At 68.1% G+C, this 13,401-nt stretch carries 17 protein-coding genes; 11 read left to right on the top strand and 6 right to left on the bottom strand.

The window, feature by feature from the left end:
* Positions 1-44: 44 nt before the first annotated feature.
* Entirely contained in the window at positions 45-995 is a 951-nt protein-coding gene (locus ACQ5SP_RS10340; protein WP_430938289.1) for an MBL fold metallo-hydrolase, read from the top strand.
* Between the two features lie 61 nt (positions 996-1,056).
* Here the strand turns inward: ACQ5SP_RS10340 and ACQ5SP_RS10335 are convergent, their stop codons facing one another.
* On the bottom strand, positions 1,057-1,623 hold the full coding sequence (locus tag ACQ5SP_RS10335) for an HdeD family acid-resistance protein (protein WP_430938288.1): 567 nt from the start codon (positions 1,621-1,623) through the stop codon (positions 1,057-1,059).
* Positions 1,624-1,725: 102 nt separating this feature from the next.
* On the opposite strand from ACQ5SP_RS10335, the gene ACQ5SP_RS10330 reads away from it, so the two are divergent.
* The 3 genes from ACQ5SP_RS10330 to ACQ5SP_RS10320 are packed head-to-tail and all read left to right on the top strand — an operon-like array spanning position 1,726 to position 4,144.
* Positions 1,726-3,345 (top strand): FAD-dependent oxidoreductase, encoded by a 1,620-nt coding sequence (locus tag ACQ5SP_RS10330; RefSeq protein ID WP_430938287.1) that lies wholly within the window; start codon positions 1,726-1,728, stop codon positions 3,343-3,345.
* A gap of 11 nt (positions 3,346-3,356) precedes the next feature.
* Complete coding sequence (locus ACQ5SP_RS10325) at positions 3,357-3,560, top strand: DUF2783 domain-containing protein (RefSeq protein WP_430938286.1); 204 nt, start codon at positions 3,357-3,359, stop codon at positions 3,558-3,560.
* 41 nt (positions 3,561-3,601) lie between these two features.
* Positions 3,602-4,144 (top strand): VOC family protein, encoded by a 543-nt coding sequence (locus ACQ5SP_RS10320; protein WP_430938285.1) that lies wholly within the window; start codon positions 3,602-3,604, stop codon positions 4,142-4,144.
* 7 nt (positions 4,145-4,151) lie between these two features.
* Here the strand turns inward: ACQ5SP_RS10320 and ACQ5SP_RS10315 are convergent, their stop codons facing one another.
* Both ACQ5SP_RS10315 and ACQ5SP_RS10310 read right to left on the bottom strand, forming a co-directional pair.
* The gene (locus ACQ5SP_RS10315; protein ID WP_430938284.1) at positions 4,152-4,892 is read right to left on the bottom strand and encodes a metallophosphoesterase; all 741 of its coding nucleotides are present in this window, start codon (positions 4,890-4,892) and stop codon (positions 4,152-4,154) included.
* Positions 4,893-4,950: 58 nt separating this feature from the next.
* Positions 4,951-5,931: a glutathione S-transferase family protein gene (locus ACQ5SP_RS10310; RefSeq protein ID WP_430938283.1), complete on the bottom strand. Its 981-nt coding sequence runs from the start codon at positions 5,929-5,931 to the stop codon at positions 4,951-4,953.
* Positions 5,932-6,158: 227 nt separating this feature from the next.
* On the opposite strand from ACQ5SP_RS10310, the gene ACQ5SP_RS10305 reads away from it, so the two are divergent.
* The 4 genes from ACQ5SP_RS10305 to ACQ5SP_RS10290 all read left to right on the top strand — a co-directional run bounded on the left by ACQ5SP_RS10305 (position 6,159) and on the right by ACQ5SP_RS10290 (position 9,555).
* On the top strand, positions 6,159-6,509 hold the full coding sequence (locus ACQ5SP_RS10305) for a hypothetical protein (RefSeq protein WP_430938282.1): 351 nt from the start codon (positions 6,159-6,161) through the stop codon (positions 6,507-6,509).
* Positions 6,510-6,708: 199 nt separating this feature from the next.
* A complete protein-coding gene (gene dgcN, locus ACQ5SP_RS10300; RefSeq protein WP_430938538.1) occupies positions 6,709-7,710 on the top strand; it encodes an N-acetyltransferase DgcN in 1,002 nt (333 codons plus the stop codon).
* Between the two features lie 14 nt (positions 7,711-7,724).
* Positions 7,725-8,690, top strand: coding sequence for an N-acetyl-D-Glu racemase DgcA (gene dgcA, locus ACQ5SP_RS10295; RefSeq protein ID WP_430938281.1), 966 nt, complete (start codon positions 7,725-7,727; stop codon positions 8,688-8,690).
* A 10-nt stretch (positions 8,691-8,700) separates the two neighbouring features.
* A complete protein-coding gene (locus ACQ5SP_RS10290) occupies positions 8,701-9,555 on the top strand; it encodes a D-amino-acid transaminase (protein WP_430938280.1) in 855 nt (284 codons plus the stop codon).
* A gap of 3 nt (positions 9,556-9,558) precedes the next feature.
* On the opposite strand, the gene ACQ5SP_RS10285 is transcribed toward ACQ5SP_RS10290, so the two are convergent.
* The 3 genes from ACQ5SP_RS10285 to ACQ5SP_RS10275 all read right to left on the bottom strand — a co-directional run bounded on the left by ACQ5SP_RS10285 (position 9,559) and on the right by ACQ5SP_RS10275 (position 10,967).
* Positions 9,559-9,834: a hypothetical protein gene (locus tag ACQ5SP_RS10285; RefSeq protein ID WP_430938279.1), complete on the bottom strand. Its 276-nt coding sequence runs from the start codon at positions 9,832-9,834 to the stop codon at positions 9,559-9,561.
* Positions 9,835-9,915: 81 nt separating this feature from the next.
* Positions 9,916-10,212: a DUF1244 domain-containing protein gene (locus ACQ5SP_RS10280; RefSeq protein WP_430938278.1), complete on the bottom strand. Its 297-nt coding sequence runs from the start codon at positions 10,210-10,212 to the stop codon at positions 9,916-9,918.
* Positions 10,213-10,226: 14 nt separating this feature from the next.
* Positions 10,227-10,967, bottom strand: a complete 741-nt coding sequence (locus ACQ5SP_RS10275; RefSeq protein ID WP_430938277.1) for an N-formylglutamate amidohydrolase — start codon at positions 10,965-10,967, stop codon at positions 10,227-10,229.
* Between the two features lie 145 nt (positions 10,968-11,112).
* On the opposite strand from ACQ5SP_RS10275, the gene pyk reads away from it, so the two are divergent.
* The 3 genes from pyk (at position 11,113) to rplT (ending at position 13,268) form a co-directional block, all read left to right on the top strand.
* Entirely contained in the window at positions 11,113-12,558 is a 1,446-nt protein-coding gene (gene pyk / locus ACQ5SP_RS10270) for a pyruvate kinase (RefSeq protein ID WP_430938276.1), read from the top strand.
* A 134-nt stretch (positions 12,559-12,692) separates the two neighbouring features.
* The gene (rpmI, locus tag ACQ5SP_RS10265) at positions 12,693-12,893 is read left to right on the top strand and encodes a 50S ribosomal protein L35 (RefSeq protein ID WP_430938275.1); all 201 of its coding nucleotides are present in this window, start codon (positions 12,693-12,695) and stop codon (positions 12,891-12,893) included.
* Positions 12,894-12,905: 12 nt separating this feature from the next.
* Complete coding sequence (rplT, locus tag ACQ5SP_RS10260) at positions 12,906-13,268, top strand: 50S ribosomal protein L20 (RefSeq protein WP_430938274.1); 363 nt, start codon at positions 12,906-12,908, stop codon at positions 13,266-13,268.
* Positions 13,269-13,401 lie beyond the last annotated feature (133 nt).

Genomic DNA, 13,401 nt, shown 5'->3' with positions numbered 1-13,401 from the left:
AAGACAGGACCCCGGCGGCACGCCCCGGGGCGACGGAGAGACCCATGGCAAAGGCATTCGCGTCGCAAGGCGACATGACCGAGAAGAAGACGAGCTTCACCGAGATCGGCGAGGGGCTCTGGGCCTTCACCGCCGAAGGCGATCCCAACTCGGGCGTCATCATCGGCGACGACAGCGTGATGGTGATCGAGGCGCAGGCCACGCCGCGGCTGGCGAACAAGGTGATCGAGGAGATCCGCAAGGTCACCGACAAGCCGATCACGCATCTGGTGCTGACCCACTACCACGCGGTGCGGGTGCTTGGCGCCTCGGCCTACCCGGTGAACCAGATCATCATGTCCGACGATGCCCGCGCGATGGTGGTGGAGCGCGGGCAGGAAGACTGGGACAGCGAGTTCCAGCGCTTCCCGCGGCTCTTCGAGGGGCATGAAAGCATCCCGGGCCTGACCTGGCCCACCACGACCTTCAGCGACTCGATGACCGTCTATCTCGGGAATCGCCGGGTGGACATCATGCATCTGGGCCGGGCCCATACGGCCGGCGACGCGGTGGTCTGGGTGCCCGACCAGGAGGTGATGTTCACCGGCGATATCGTCGAATACCACTCGGCCTGCTACTGTGGCGATGGCCACCTGACCGAATGGGGCGATACCCTCGGCGAGATCGCCGCCTTCGCGCCGCGCAGCATCGCGCCGGGCCGGGGCGACGCGCTGGTGGGCGACGAGATGGTCACCGCCGCCATCGAGAACACCCGCGACTTCGTGGAAAGCACCTACCGGCCCGCGGCCAGGGTCGCGGCCAGCGGCGGCAGCCTCAAGGACGCCTGGGACGCGGTGCGCGCCGAGTGTGATCCGAAGTTCAGCGACTACGCGATCTACGAGCACTGCCTGCCCTTCAACGTCGCCCGCGCCTATGACGAGGCCCGCGGGATCGATACGCCGCGGATCTGGACCGCGCAGCGCGACCTCGAGATGTGGGAGCAGTTGCAGGGATGACCGGGCCGCGCGCGATCACCGGACCCGGCGGGGGCGGGCGGCAGGCGCCGCCCGGCCCGCCTCAGCCCTTGCGCGCACCCAGCGCGATGCCGAGCGACATCGCCCCCGACATCACCAGGTCCACGCCGAGAAACAGCCCGAGCAGCCCGAGCGCGGCCTCGGGCAGGGTGAGGAAGATCAGCAGCGCCAGGGCGACCGACATCAGCCCGGAGGCCAGCATCCAGCCCCAGGCGGCGTGTGGCCGCAGCCGGAACGCGATCACGCTGCGCAGGATCCCGAAGGCCAGGAACAGCGCGGCCACGGCGAGGGTCAGCGTCACCAGCCCGGCCAGGGGGTTGGCCAGCAGCAGCACCGCCAGCACGATCAGCGCCGCGCCGAGCATGCCGTTCAAGAGCCTTGCATTGCGGTCCTGGCCGTCATCGGAAAACGCCATCCAGGCCTGCACCGCGCCGGCGACGAGGAAGGTTGCGCCGGCGATGGCCTCAACCGTCAGCGAGGCGATGAAGGGGTTCAGGAAGGCGAGCACGCCGCCGAGGAGCATGACGATCCCCAGCGCGAGCATCCAGCGCCAGTCGACGGGCGCCGCCCAGCCATGCGGGTCCAGGTGCGGATCTGTCGTCGGGGTCATGGGCAACCACTCCTTTCGTAATCCATTCGGGCGGAAAACGGGGACGGCGCGCCTGCGGTTCCATGCCGCCCCGACAGTGACCGTCCATCAAGGGTAAGGCCGATGCCAGACGACCAGCAGCAGAAGATTTTCGAGACCCCGCTCTATCCCTACGAACGGTCTCAGGACCAGGACGCCGAGACGGCGGTCCGCCATCCCGTCGTCATCGTCGGCGCGGGTCCGGTCGGGCTTGCAGCGGCGATCGATCTCGCCCGGCAGGACGTGCCGGTGGTGGTGCTGGACGACAACGACAAGGTCAGCTTCGGCTCGCGCGCGATCTGCTTTGCCAAGCGGCAGCTGGAAATCCTCGACCGGCTCGGATGCGGCGAAGAGATGGTCCGGAAGGGCGTCACGTGGAACCTCGGCAAGGTGTTCTTCGACGAGCGCAGGATCTTCGACTTCAACCTGCTTCCCGAGGAAGGCCACAAGCGCCCGGCCTTCATCAACCTTCAGCAGTACCACTTCGAGAAATACCTGGTCGACCGCGTGCGCGCGCTGCAGGCCGAGGGCAAGCCGGTCGAGATTCGCGGCCTGAACCGGATCACCCATCTCGCCGACCATGCCGACCATGTCCGTCTCGACGTGGACACGCCCGAGGGCCCGTACAAGCTGGAAGCCGATTGGCTGATCGCCTGCGACGGCGCGGCCTCGCCGATCCGCGGCATGATGGGGCTCGATTTCGTCGGCCGCGTCTTCGAGGACAACTTCCTGATCGCCGACGTGGTGATGGAGGCCGATTTCCCTACCGAGCGATGGTTCTGGTTCGACCCGCCCTTCAACCGCGGCCAGTCGGCATTGCTGCACAAGCAGCCGGACAATGTCTGGCGGATCGACCTGCAGCTCGGCTGGGACATCGACAAGGAAGAGGAAAAGAAACCCGAGAAGGTGATTCCGCGGCTCAGGGAGATGCTGGGCGAGGAAGCCCGCTTCGAGCTGGAATGGGTGTCGATCTACACCTTCCAGTGCCGCCGCATGGAGAAGTTCCGCCACGGCCGCGTGGTCTTCGCCGGCGATTCCGCGCACCAGGTCAGCCCCTTCGGGGCGCGCGGCGCCAACAGCGGGATCCAGGACGCCGAGAACCTTGTCTGGAAGCTGAAGCTGGTGCTCGACGGCAAGGCGCCCGAGCGCCTGCTCGACAGCTACGACGCCGAACGGGTTTACGGCGCGGACGAGAATATCCTGAATTCTAGCCGCTCGACCGATTTCATCACGCCGAAATCCGAGACGAGCCGCATTTTCCGCGACGCGGTGCTGGATCTGGCCGAAGAGAACGACTTCGCGCGGCCGCTGGTCAATTCCGGGCGCCTGTCCGTGCCCTGCACCTATGATGGCGGGCCGCTGAACGGTGCGGATGCGCCGGGCCTGCCGCCGCGCACCCGCCCGGGCGCGCCCGCGTCGGACGCGCCGACGGGCGAGGGCTGGCTGATGGACCGCCTCGGCGACCGCTTCCAGCTGCTTGCGATCGGCGTCGAGGTGCCGGACACGGTCGAGGCCGACGGCATCGCCGCGCATGCCCTGCGTGTGGCGCCCGATGCCGACCCCCTCCTGGCCGAGAGATACCTCGGCGCGGCGCCGGGCGCCGTCTACCTGATGCGCCCGGACCAGCATGTCGCGGCGCGCTGGACCGATTTCGACGAGGCCGCCGTGCGCGCCGCGCTGCGCCAGGCGACCGGCCGGGCCTGAGGAGACACCCCATGAGCACACTCATCACAACGCCGAACATCGATGACGCGGACGGGTTCTACGCCGATTTGCTCGCGCTGCACGAAGGCCGGGACAAGGCCGAGAGCGACGCGATCAACGCCCGCCTGATCCTGGTCCTGGCCAACCATATCGGGGACCGCGAGGTCCTCTCGCAGGCGATGGAGGCCGCGCAGGCCGCCGGGCATCACGACTGAGCATCCCACGGGAAACGCGCACCCCGGGAAAGGACAGAAAGATGAAGATCGAGAAAATCCACCACGTCGCCTATCGGTGCAAGGACGCCAAGGAGACGGTCGACTGGTATACCACGATGCTGAACATGGATTTCGTGCTCGCCATCGCCGAGGATCACGTGCCCTCGACCCACGAGCCCGATCCCTACATGCACATCTTCCTCGACGCGGGCGACGGCAACGTGCTGGCCTTCTTCGAACTGCCGACGAAGCCGGAGATGGGCCGCGATCCCAACACGCCGGAATGGGTGCAGCACATCGCCTTCAAGGTGAAGGATCGTGACGCGCTGCTGGAATACAAGGATCACCTCGAGAAGAACGGGGTCGAGGTGCTCGGCGTGACCGATCACTCGATCTTCCACTCGATCTATTTCTTCGACCCGAACGGGCACCGGGTGGAGCTTGCATGCCCGGACCCCGACGAGGAGAAGATGCTCGAGAAGCTCGACGCGGTGAAATGGGACATGCTCGAGGAATGGTCCCGGACCAAGAAGGCACCGCGTCACGCCGACTGGATGCACGCCAAGGAGCTCTCGGACGTCTGAGTGCGGCTCACGGGGCGGGCGGGACCGGAACCCGCCCGTCCTCGTCGAGGAGGCTGACCTCGCCGTCCTCGATCACGACGGCCGAGAGCGGCCCGCCCCAGGCCGCGCCGGTATCGATATCGACCCGGTTGCCGAAGTGGCGCACGGTCTCGACGGGCGTGTGGCCATGCACCACGAGCCAGGGATACGCACCCGTTTCGGCGTAGAAATCATCGCGGATCCAGTAGAGATCGTCCTCGCTCTGCGCCTCGAGGGGAAGACCCGGGCGGATGCCGGCATGCACGAAGAGGCACCGGGCCGCCAGGTGATAGGGCCGGAGCCCGGCGAGAAACGCGCGGTGGCCGGGCGGGATGGCCGCCCGCGCCGCCGCGCGGATATCGGCAAGCGGCCCGTCCGCGTCGACCCCGTAGGACGCCAGCGTTTCCCGCCCGCCCATCGAGCGTTGCAACCAGGCGCGGGCGCGGTCCGGCGCGACGCCGGGCGCGTCCGGACCGGCGAGGAACGCCTCGAACAGCTGGTCGTGATTGCCGCGGAGCGTGATCCACGGCGCGCCCGCCTCCGTTCCGTCGGCGAGGAACGCGATCACGCCGCGGCTGTCGGGGCCGCGATCGACGAGATCGCCCACATGCACCACCGGCGCGGTCGTGTCGCCGCAGCGCCGCCGATCGGCGGCGATACGAGCATGGGCGCCGGCCAGCTTGGCGCGCTGGCCGTGGATGTCGCCGATGGCGTAGATGCGGTCCGTCATGGGCCTCCGGGTCGTGGGCGCATCCTACCGGTCCCCGCGCGGGAACGCGATGCCCGGATCAGAGATTGTCGCGCCCATGTGGCGCGTCGTGGTCCAGCACCGGGTTGATCGGGATGATCCGGTGCGGGTTAATCGTTTCGTGGCTGTAGTGATAATGGCGCACGATGTGGTCGAAACTCACCGTGTCGCGGATTCCCGGCCACTGGTAAAGCTCCCGCGTGTATCCCCAGAGGTTCGGGTAATCGACGATCCGGTTGCGGTTGCACTTGAAATGCAGGTGATAGACCGGGTCGAAGCGGATCAGCGTCACGAAGAGCCGCCAGTCGGCCTCGGTCAGCCGGTCCCCCATCAGGAAGCGCGACCGCGACAGCCGGTCCTCCAGCCAGTCGAGCGTCTCGAAGAGCTCGGTGACCGCCTGGTCATAGGCCGCCTGCGTCGTGGCGAAGCCCGACTTGTACACCCCGTTGTTCAGCGTCGTGTAGATCCGGGCGTTCACCTCCTCGATCTGGTCACGCAGCTCCGCCGGCCAGTAGTCGTCGGTATTCCCGGTGATCCCGTCGAAAGCGGCGTTCATCATCCGGATGATCTCGGCGGATTCGTTGGAGACGATGGTCTCGCGCTCCTTGTCCCAGAGCACCGGGACGGTGACCCGGCCCGACACCTGCGGGTCGGCCTTGGTGTAGATCTCGCGCATGAAATCCTTGCCGTAGAGCCGGTCGCCGGTGGCGCCGGGGAAATCCGTGGCGAAGGTCCAGCCGTCGTCCAGCATGTCGGGATGCACCACGTCAACGCTGATATGATCCTCGAGCCCCTTCAGCGTCCGGAAGGCCAGGGCGCGGCTGGCCCAGGGGCAGGCGAGCGAGACGTAGAGATGATAGCGCCCGCTCTCGGCCTTGAAGCCGCCCTCGCCCGAGGGGCCGGGGCTGCCGTCGGCGGTCACCCAGTTTCGAAACTTCGCGGTCGAGCGGACGAACTTGCCGCCCGTCGATTTCGTGTCGTACCAGCCGCTGTTCCATACACCGTCGATTAGCTGACCCATGCGGTCCTCCTGTCATCCTTTGGCATCGACATAGAGCGCTGCGGCCGGGTCAGAAACCGGTCTCCGGGCACAGCGGATGTGTGCAAATGCGGGAAGGCCGGCCCGGATCGCGGCGCGACGGCCACAATCGGGGGCGGGCAAGCGACCGGCGCGCGGCGGTTCTTCTTGACGCATCGGGGGCGGAGGCGTCACATCGCGCTTGGGTGATTGGCTGGGGGGGCACCGGGATGAACGATATGCTGCCGAAGCACGTCCGCGAGGGACTGGAACAGGCCCGCAAGCGCGACCTGCGCCGCAAGAGCCGCCTGCGCGTGCGTGTCGGCGACGAGGTGTTCCCGATCCTGCGGATGGAGGAGGACGGCTTCACCCTCGACGCCGAGAACGCCCCGCATCTGCGCGGCAACGTCGATATCTACGAGGGCCAGCGCCATCTCTGCCAGGCGCTGATCGTTGCCTCGGCGCTGGAAGGCGACGAGATGAGCTACGAGTTCAAGCGCCAGACCGCGGCCGTCGACGCCGCGCCGCTGGATTATTCCCGCGACGAGAACGCGCCCGTGGCGCTGATCGGAAAGGACTAGGCCGCGGGACGAATCGCCGGGCTTCCGGGATATTCCGCAAGGATCTGCACCAATGGCCGAAGCAGGTTCGATGAATCCCGCGAAAGGCCGCAGGATCTTTTCCGGTCCGCCCGGTTTCGCGCAAACTCTCGAAAGAATTTCTGCGCGTGATAGGTAGAATGACGTGCGATACTGACCTGTGCCCGGAGGCCGCGAGATGTTGATCCAGACCCCCTATCTTCTGTTCCTTGGCGATGCGCCCGACCAGCTGGCCGCGAAAGTGGCCCAGGGAATCAAGGACTGGCGTCCGGACCACGCCGTCGGGCAGTTCCGGATGGAGGGCTGCAAGGCCGACCTGGGCCTGACCGACATGACGCTGGCAGAGGCGAAGGCCGCCGGCGCCAAGACGCTGGTGATCGGTGTCGCCAACCGCGGCGGCGTGATCTCGGCGGCCTGGAAAAAGGTTCTCGTGGCCGCGCTCGAGGAAGGCTTCGACCTGGCGAGCGGGCTGCACAACCTGCTGCGCGACGAGCCGGAACTGGTGGCCGTCGCCAAGGCCTGCGGCTGCGCGCTGCACGACGTGCGGGTGCCCGAGGTGCAGTATCCGATCGCCAACGGCGCCAAGCGCGGCGGCAAGCGCTGCCTGGCCGTGGGCACGGACTGTTCGGTGGGCAAGATGTATACCGCGCTCGCCATGGATGCCGCGATGCGCGAGCGGGGCATGAAGGCGACCTTCCGCGCCACCGGGCAGACCGGGATCCTGATCACGGGCGACGGCGTGCCGCTCGACGCGGTGATCGCCGACTTCATGGCCGGGTCCGTCGAATGGCTGACGCCGGACAACGATCCCGATCACTGGGACCTGATCGAGGGCCAGGGAAGCCTGTTCCACGTCTCCTATTCCGGCGTGACCATGGCGCTGATCCATGGCGGCCAGCCCGACGCGCTGATCCTGGCGCATGAGCCGACGCGCAGCCACATGCGCGGCCTGCCGGACTACGACCTGCCGACGCTGGAGCAGTTGCGCGACACCGCCCTGCCGCTGGCGCGCGTCGCCAACCCGGCCTGCGAGGTGGTGGGCATCTCGGTCAACACCCAGCACATGAGCGAGGACGAGGCGCTGAGCTATCTCGCCGAGACCGAGAAGCGCATGGGGCTGCCGGCCGTCGATCCCTACCGCCAGGGTGCCGGCCGCCTTGCCGAGGCGCTGGCGGCGCTCTGACCGGGGCCCGCGCGATGCAGATCACCGTCACCCGAGACAGCTTCCCGCTGGCCGAGGTCTTCACCATTTCGCGCGGCTCGCGCACCGAGGCGCGCGTGCTCACCGTGCATGTCGCCGAGGGCGGTCTGACCGGACGCGGCGAATGCGTGCCCTATGCCCGTTACGACGAGACGCTCGACAGCGTGGCCGCCCAGATCGCGGCGCTGGACCTGCCCCTCGACCGGGCGGCGCTGCAAGAGGCGCTGCCGGCCGGCGCGGCGCGAAACGCCGTCGACTGCGCGCTCTGGGATCTCGCGGCCAAGCGTGCCGGCCGCCGCGTCTGGGAACTCGCGGGCCTGTCCGCGCCCGGCCCCGAGATCACGGCCTACACGCTGTCGCTCGACACGCCCGAGAATATGCGCGCCTCGGCTGCCAGGCACGCGAGCCGGCCGCTTCTGAAGATCAAGCTCGGCACGCCCGAGGACATGCCGCGGCTCGAGGCCGTGCGTGCCGGGGCGCCGGACTCGCGCATCATCGTGGATGCGAACGAGGGCTGGACGGCAGAGGTCTATGCCGATCTCGCCCCGCACCTCGTGCGGCTCGGCGTCGAGATGGTCGAGCAGCCCCTGCCGGCCGGCGCCGACGACATGCTGGCCGAGATCGACCGCCCGCTGCCGGTCTGCGCCGACGAGTCCTGCCACGACCGCGCCAGCCTGCCCGCCCTGCGCGGCAAGTACGACATGGTCAACATCAAGCTCGACAAGACCGGCGGCCTGACCGAGGCGCTGGCGCTGCGCGACGCGGCCCGGGCCGAGGGCTACGCCGTGATGGTGGGCTGCATGGTCGGCTCTTCGCTGGCGATGGCGCCCGCGGTGCTGGTCGCGCAGGGCGCGGCGGTGACCGATCTTGACGGCCCGCTCCTGCTGGCCGAAGACCGCGACAACGCGCTGACATTCGACGCCGCCGGGGTCCACCCGCCCGACGCGGCGCTCTGGGGATAAGGAGAGCATCATGAGCCGCACCGTCTACGTCAACGGCGCCTACCTGCCCGAGGAAGAGGCGAAGGTCTCGGTCTTCGACCGCGGCTTCCTCTTCGCGGATGGCGTCTACGAGGTCACCTCCGTCATCGACGGCAAGCTGATCGATTTCGAGGGCCATGCCAGGCGCCTCGCCCGGTCGCTGGGCGAGCTGGAGATGCCGAACCCGCTGACCGAGGACGCGCTGCTGGCGATCCACCGTGAACTGGTGGCGCGCAACGACCTGACCGAGGGCATGATCTACCTGCAGGTGACCCGCGGCGCGGCCGACCGCGACTTCGCCTATCCGAAGGACCCGGACCCGACCGTGGTGCTCTTTACCCAGGCGAGATCCCTGGTGGACAGCCCGGCCGCCAGGACCGGCATGAAGGTGATCTCGATCCCCGATATCCGTTGGGGCCGCCGCGACATCAAGACGGTGCAGCTGCTCTATCCCTCGATGGGCAAGATGGCCGCCAAGAAGGCCGGCGCCGACGATGCCTGGATGGTCGAGGACGGGTTCGTGACCGAGGGCACCTCGAACAACGCCTATATCGTGACCAGGACCGGCAAGATCGTCACCCGGCACCTGGGCGAGGAGATCCTGCACGGAATCACCCGCGCGGCGGTGCTGAGATTCGCCCGCGAGGCCCAGATGGAAGTGGAGGAGCGCCCCTTCACCATCGCCGAGGCGCAGGAGGCCGAGGAGGCTTTCATCACCTCGGCGTCGACCTTCGTGATGCCCGTGGTGGAGCTTGACGGCACACCGATTGGCACGGGCAAGCCCGGCCCCGTCGCGACGCGGCTGCGCGAGATCTATCTCGAGGAAACGCGCAAGGCCGCGACCTGAACCTCAGCGATCGCCGAAGAGCAGACCGCGCAGCGAATAGCGCCCGCCCAGGATCGACTTGATCATCGCGCGCTTTCCACCGGTGGAGCGATCCGTGTAAAGCGCGTGGTGCAGCGCCGCGACCTGTGCGCGGTCCAGGGTCTTCACGTCGACGTCGAAGCCGTAACGCGGCAATTCGCGTGCCACGCTGGCGGTCAACTGGTCGCTGCCCTTCCCCGCGGCGGCGGGGCCGGCCAGGGCGATGAGGGCGGCGGAAAGCAGGGCGGCGGGGCGGATCATGAGGCCTCCTTCGGTGCGCGTGGCGCCGGTGCATCTCGACCGGCACAGCCTAGGCCGCCGATCGCGCCGGGGCAAATCAACTCAGTGATCCTTGTGGCTTTCGGCAAAGGCCGCCTGCTGTTCGGGCGTCGCCTCGGTCTGGTACCTGGCCTTCCAGTCGTCATAGAGCATGCCGTAGACGATTTCCTTGGCCGCGTCCTTGTCCATGTCGATGCCCCGCTCCTGCGCGGCTTCCATGTACCAGCGGCTGAGACAGTTGCGGCAGAAGCCCGACAGGTTCATCAGGTCGATGTTCTGCACGTCGGTGCGCGCGCGCAGGTGGTCGCGCAGCCGGCGAAAGGCCGCGGCCTCGAGTTCGAGTTCGGTCTGGCGGTCCATCTGTTCCTCCTTGCTCACAATCCGGTCTCGTCTAGCACATCCGTCAGCACCGGCGCGAGACGCGCGGCCCATTCGGCCTGCCCCTCGGGCGTGGCGATCAGGTCGTGGCGCAGCTCGATCAGCGCGTTGATCCGCCCGTGGCGCAGCGCGTGACGCTCGATGGCGTCGCCTGCGAGGTGTCCGCCATAGGGCTCGTTATCGCCGACGCACAGCTCGGGATCCTCCGCGAGCCGGGCCATCAGCGGGTCGGTGAACCGGCGGTCATAGGCCGACAGGATCCCGATATGCCAGGGCCGGGGCGGACGGTTCTTGAGCTGCGGCGTATAGCTGTGGATCGAGACGATCACCGGTTCCCCGCGGGCTTCGGCCAGCCCCTCCAGCGCCGCGTGGTAGGGCCGGTAATAGGCGTTCAGCCGGCGCTCCAGCTCGGCGGCGTCGGCGTCGCGGTTGGCCGGGATCACCGTGCCGTCATAGAGCCGCATCAAGAGCGTCGGATCGTCCTCGCCGCGGTTCGGGTCGATCACCAGCCGCGAGAAGTTCGACAGGATCGCAGGGGCCTGCAGCAGCTCGGCCAGCGCCCGCGTCACGCCGGCCGCGCCGATGTCGTAGGCGATATGACGCTCCATGTCGGCCGCCGGCAGGCCCAGGTCGCCGCCATTGACCGCCGGCGGCACGGTGTTCGTCGCGTGGTCGCAGGTCAAAAGGAAGCGCGAGGGCCGACCGGCCCCAATGATTTCATACGGCTGATACGTCACGGTCCTATCCGGATCCCGGGAATGGTTCGCGCCCTACTTAGGCGCTTCGCGGGCAGAGTGCCAGTTGTCTCCACCCGGGAATTGCGCCATACAGGCCGCCGATTGGCCCGCGACGACATTTTGACCCCATAAGGACGAGGCAGGAATGAGACGCCTTCGCAATGTCAAGATCGTGGCCACGCTGGGTCCCGCATCCTCCGACAAGGAAACCATCCGCGCGCTGTTCGAGGCCGGCGCCGACGTGTTCCGGCTGAACATGAGCCATGGCAGCCACGACGAAATCCGCGAACGTCACGCGATCATCCGCGAGATCGAGCGCGAGACGGGGCGCCCGATCGGCATCCTCGCCGATCTGCAGGGGCCGAAACTGCGCTGCGGCACCTTCGCCCGCGGCGAAGAGGAGCTGGAGGAAGGCCAGGGCTTCCGTCTCGACCTCGACCCGGCCGAGGGGGACGCGACCCGTGTCTGCCTGCCCCACGAGGAGATCTTCGCGGCGCTGGAGCCGGGCGCGAACCTGCTGGTCAACGACGGCAAGATCCGGCTGAAGGTGGAGCGCTGCGGCAAGGATTTCGCCGACTGCACCGTCATCGCGGGCGGGACGATCTCGAACCGCAAGGGCGTCAACGTGCCCGACGTGGTGCTGCCGCTGGCCGCGCTGAGCGACAAGGATCGCAAGGACCTGGATTTCGTCTGCGCGCTGGGCGTCGACTGGCTGGCGCTGTCCTTCGTGCAGCGGGTCGAGGACGTCGAGGAGGCCCGCGCGCTGGCCGCCGGCCGGGCCGCGATCCTCTCGAAAATCGAGAAGCCCGCGGCGGTGAAGGCCTATGACGCGATCCTCGCGGCCTCCGACGGGATCATGGTGGCGCGCGGCGACCTGGGCGTCGAGCTGCCGGTCCAGAACGTGCCCCCGATCCAGAAGCGGCTGGTGCGCGGCGCGCGGATGGCGGCCAAGCCCGTGATCGTCGCGACCCAGATGCTCGAGAGCATGATCGAAAGCCCGATGCCCACCCGCGCCGAGGTCTCCGACGTGGCGACGGCCATCTACGAAGGCGCGGACGCGGTGATGCTCTCGGCGGAATCGGCTGCCGGGGATTACCCGGTCGAGGCCGTGCAGACGATGAACAACGTCGCCATCGAGGTCGAGAGCGACACGACCTACCGCGAGGTGATCGAGGCCTCGCGCAGCGTCGCGCGCGAGAGCGTCGCCGACGCGATCGTCTCGGCGGCCCGCGAAATCGCCGAGACGACCGACATCAAGGCAATCTGCTGTTTCACCCATTCCGGAACCACCGCGACCCTCGTCGCGCGCGAGCGCCCCCGGGTCCCGATCATCGCGCTGACGCCGCTGACGGGCGCGGCGCGCCGGCTGTGCCTGACCTGGGGGACATTCTGCGAACTCACCGGCGAGGTGGAACGCTTCAAGATGGCCGTGGTCAGCGCCGTCCGGGCCACGCGCGATCGCGGCTTCGCCGACGAGACCGACATGATCGTGGTCACGGCGGGCATTCCCTTCAACGTGCCGGGCTCGACCAACATCCTGCGGGTCGCGCCCTGCGACGAGCGGCTGATCTTCAAGGGCGAGCCCGAATAGGGGCAGGGGCGCGCCGCGGCCGGATTCCGGGTTGTCATCCGGCCGGCGAGGCCCTATAGGACGCGGTCTCAGGGCGCGGCCGGCCGAAAGGGCTGCCGAGTCGCGCCGGAACCGAGACCCGAGAGGAGACGGAAATGCCCAAGATGAAGACGAAGTCCGGCGCCAAGAAGCGCTTCAAGGTGACGGCCAACGGCCGCGTGAAGGTCGGCCAGGCCGGCAAGCGCCACGGCATGATCAAGCGATCGAACAAGTTCATCCGCAACGCGCGCGGCACCGCGGTGCTCTGCGAGGCGGACGAGAAGATCGTCAAGAAATACATGCCCTACGCACGCTGAGGAGAACCGGACATGTCCCGAGTCAAAGGTGGAACCACCACGCACGCCCGCCACAAGAAGGTTCTGAAGGCCGCGAAAGGCTATTACAGCGCGCGCCGCTCGACCTTCAAGACGGCGACCCAGGCCGTCGACAAGGCCAACCAGTACGCGACCCGCGATCGCAAGAACCGCAAGCGCAATTTCCGCGCCCTGTGGATCCAGCGGATCAACGCGGCCGTCCGCTCGCATGACGGCGAACTGACCTACTCGCGCTTCATCAACGGTCTCGACAAGGCCGGGATCGAGGTCGACCGCAAGGTTCTGGCCGATCTCGCCGTGCACGAGCCCGAAGCTTTCGGCGCCATCGTCGACAAGGCGAAAGCCGCGCTGGCCTGAGCATACCCGGACAACCGGGGGACAGTGGACCGACCCCGCGCCGCCCGAGGGCTGCGCGGGGTCGTTTCGTATCCGGCGGCGCGCGGGGCGCGCGCCACCCCCTTTCTCTCGCGCCCTGGCGGGCGCTCGGGCC

This window comes from Rhodovulum sp. YNF3179 (assembly GCF_050586465.1).
Taxonomy (GTDB): domain Bacteria; phylum Pseudomonadota; class Alphaproteobacteria; order Rhodobacterales; family Rhodobacteraceae; genus CAJXYS01.
Note: the sequence above shows the minus strand (reverse complement) of the source record. Positions and strands in the feature narration are given on the sequence as shown.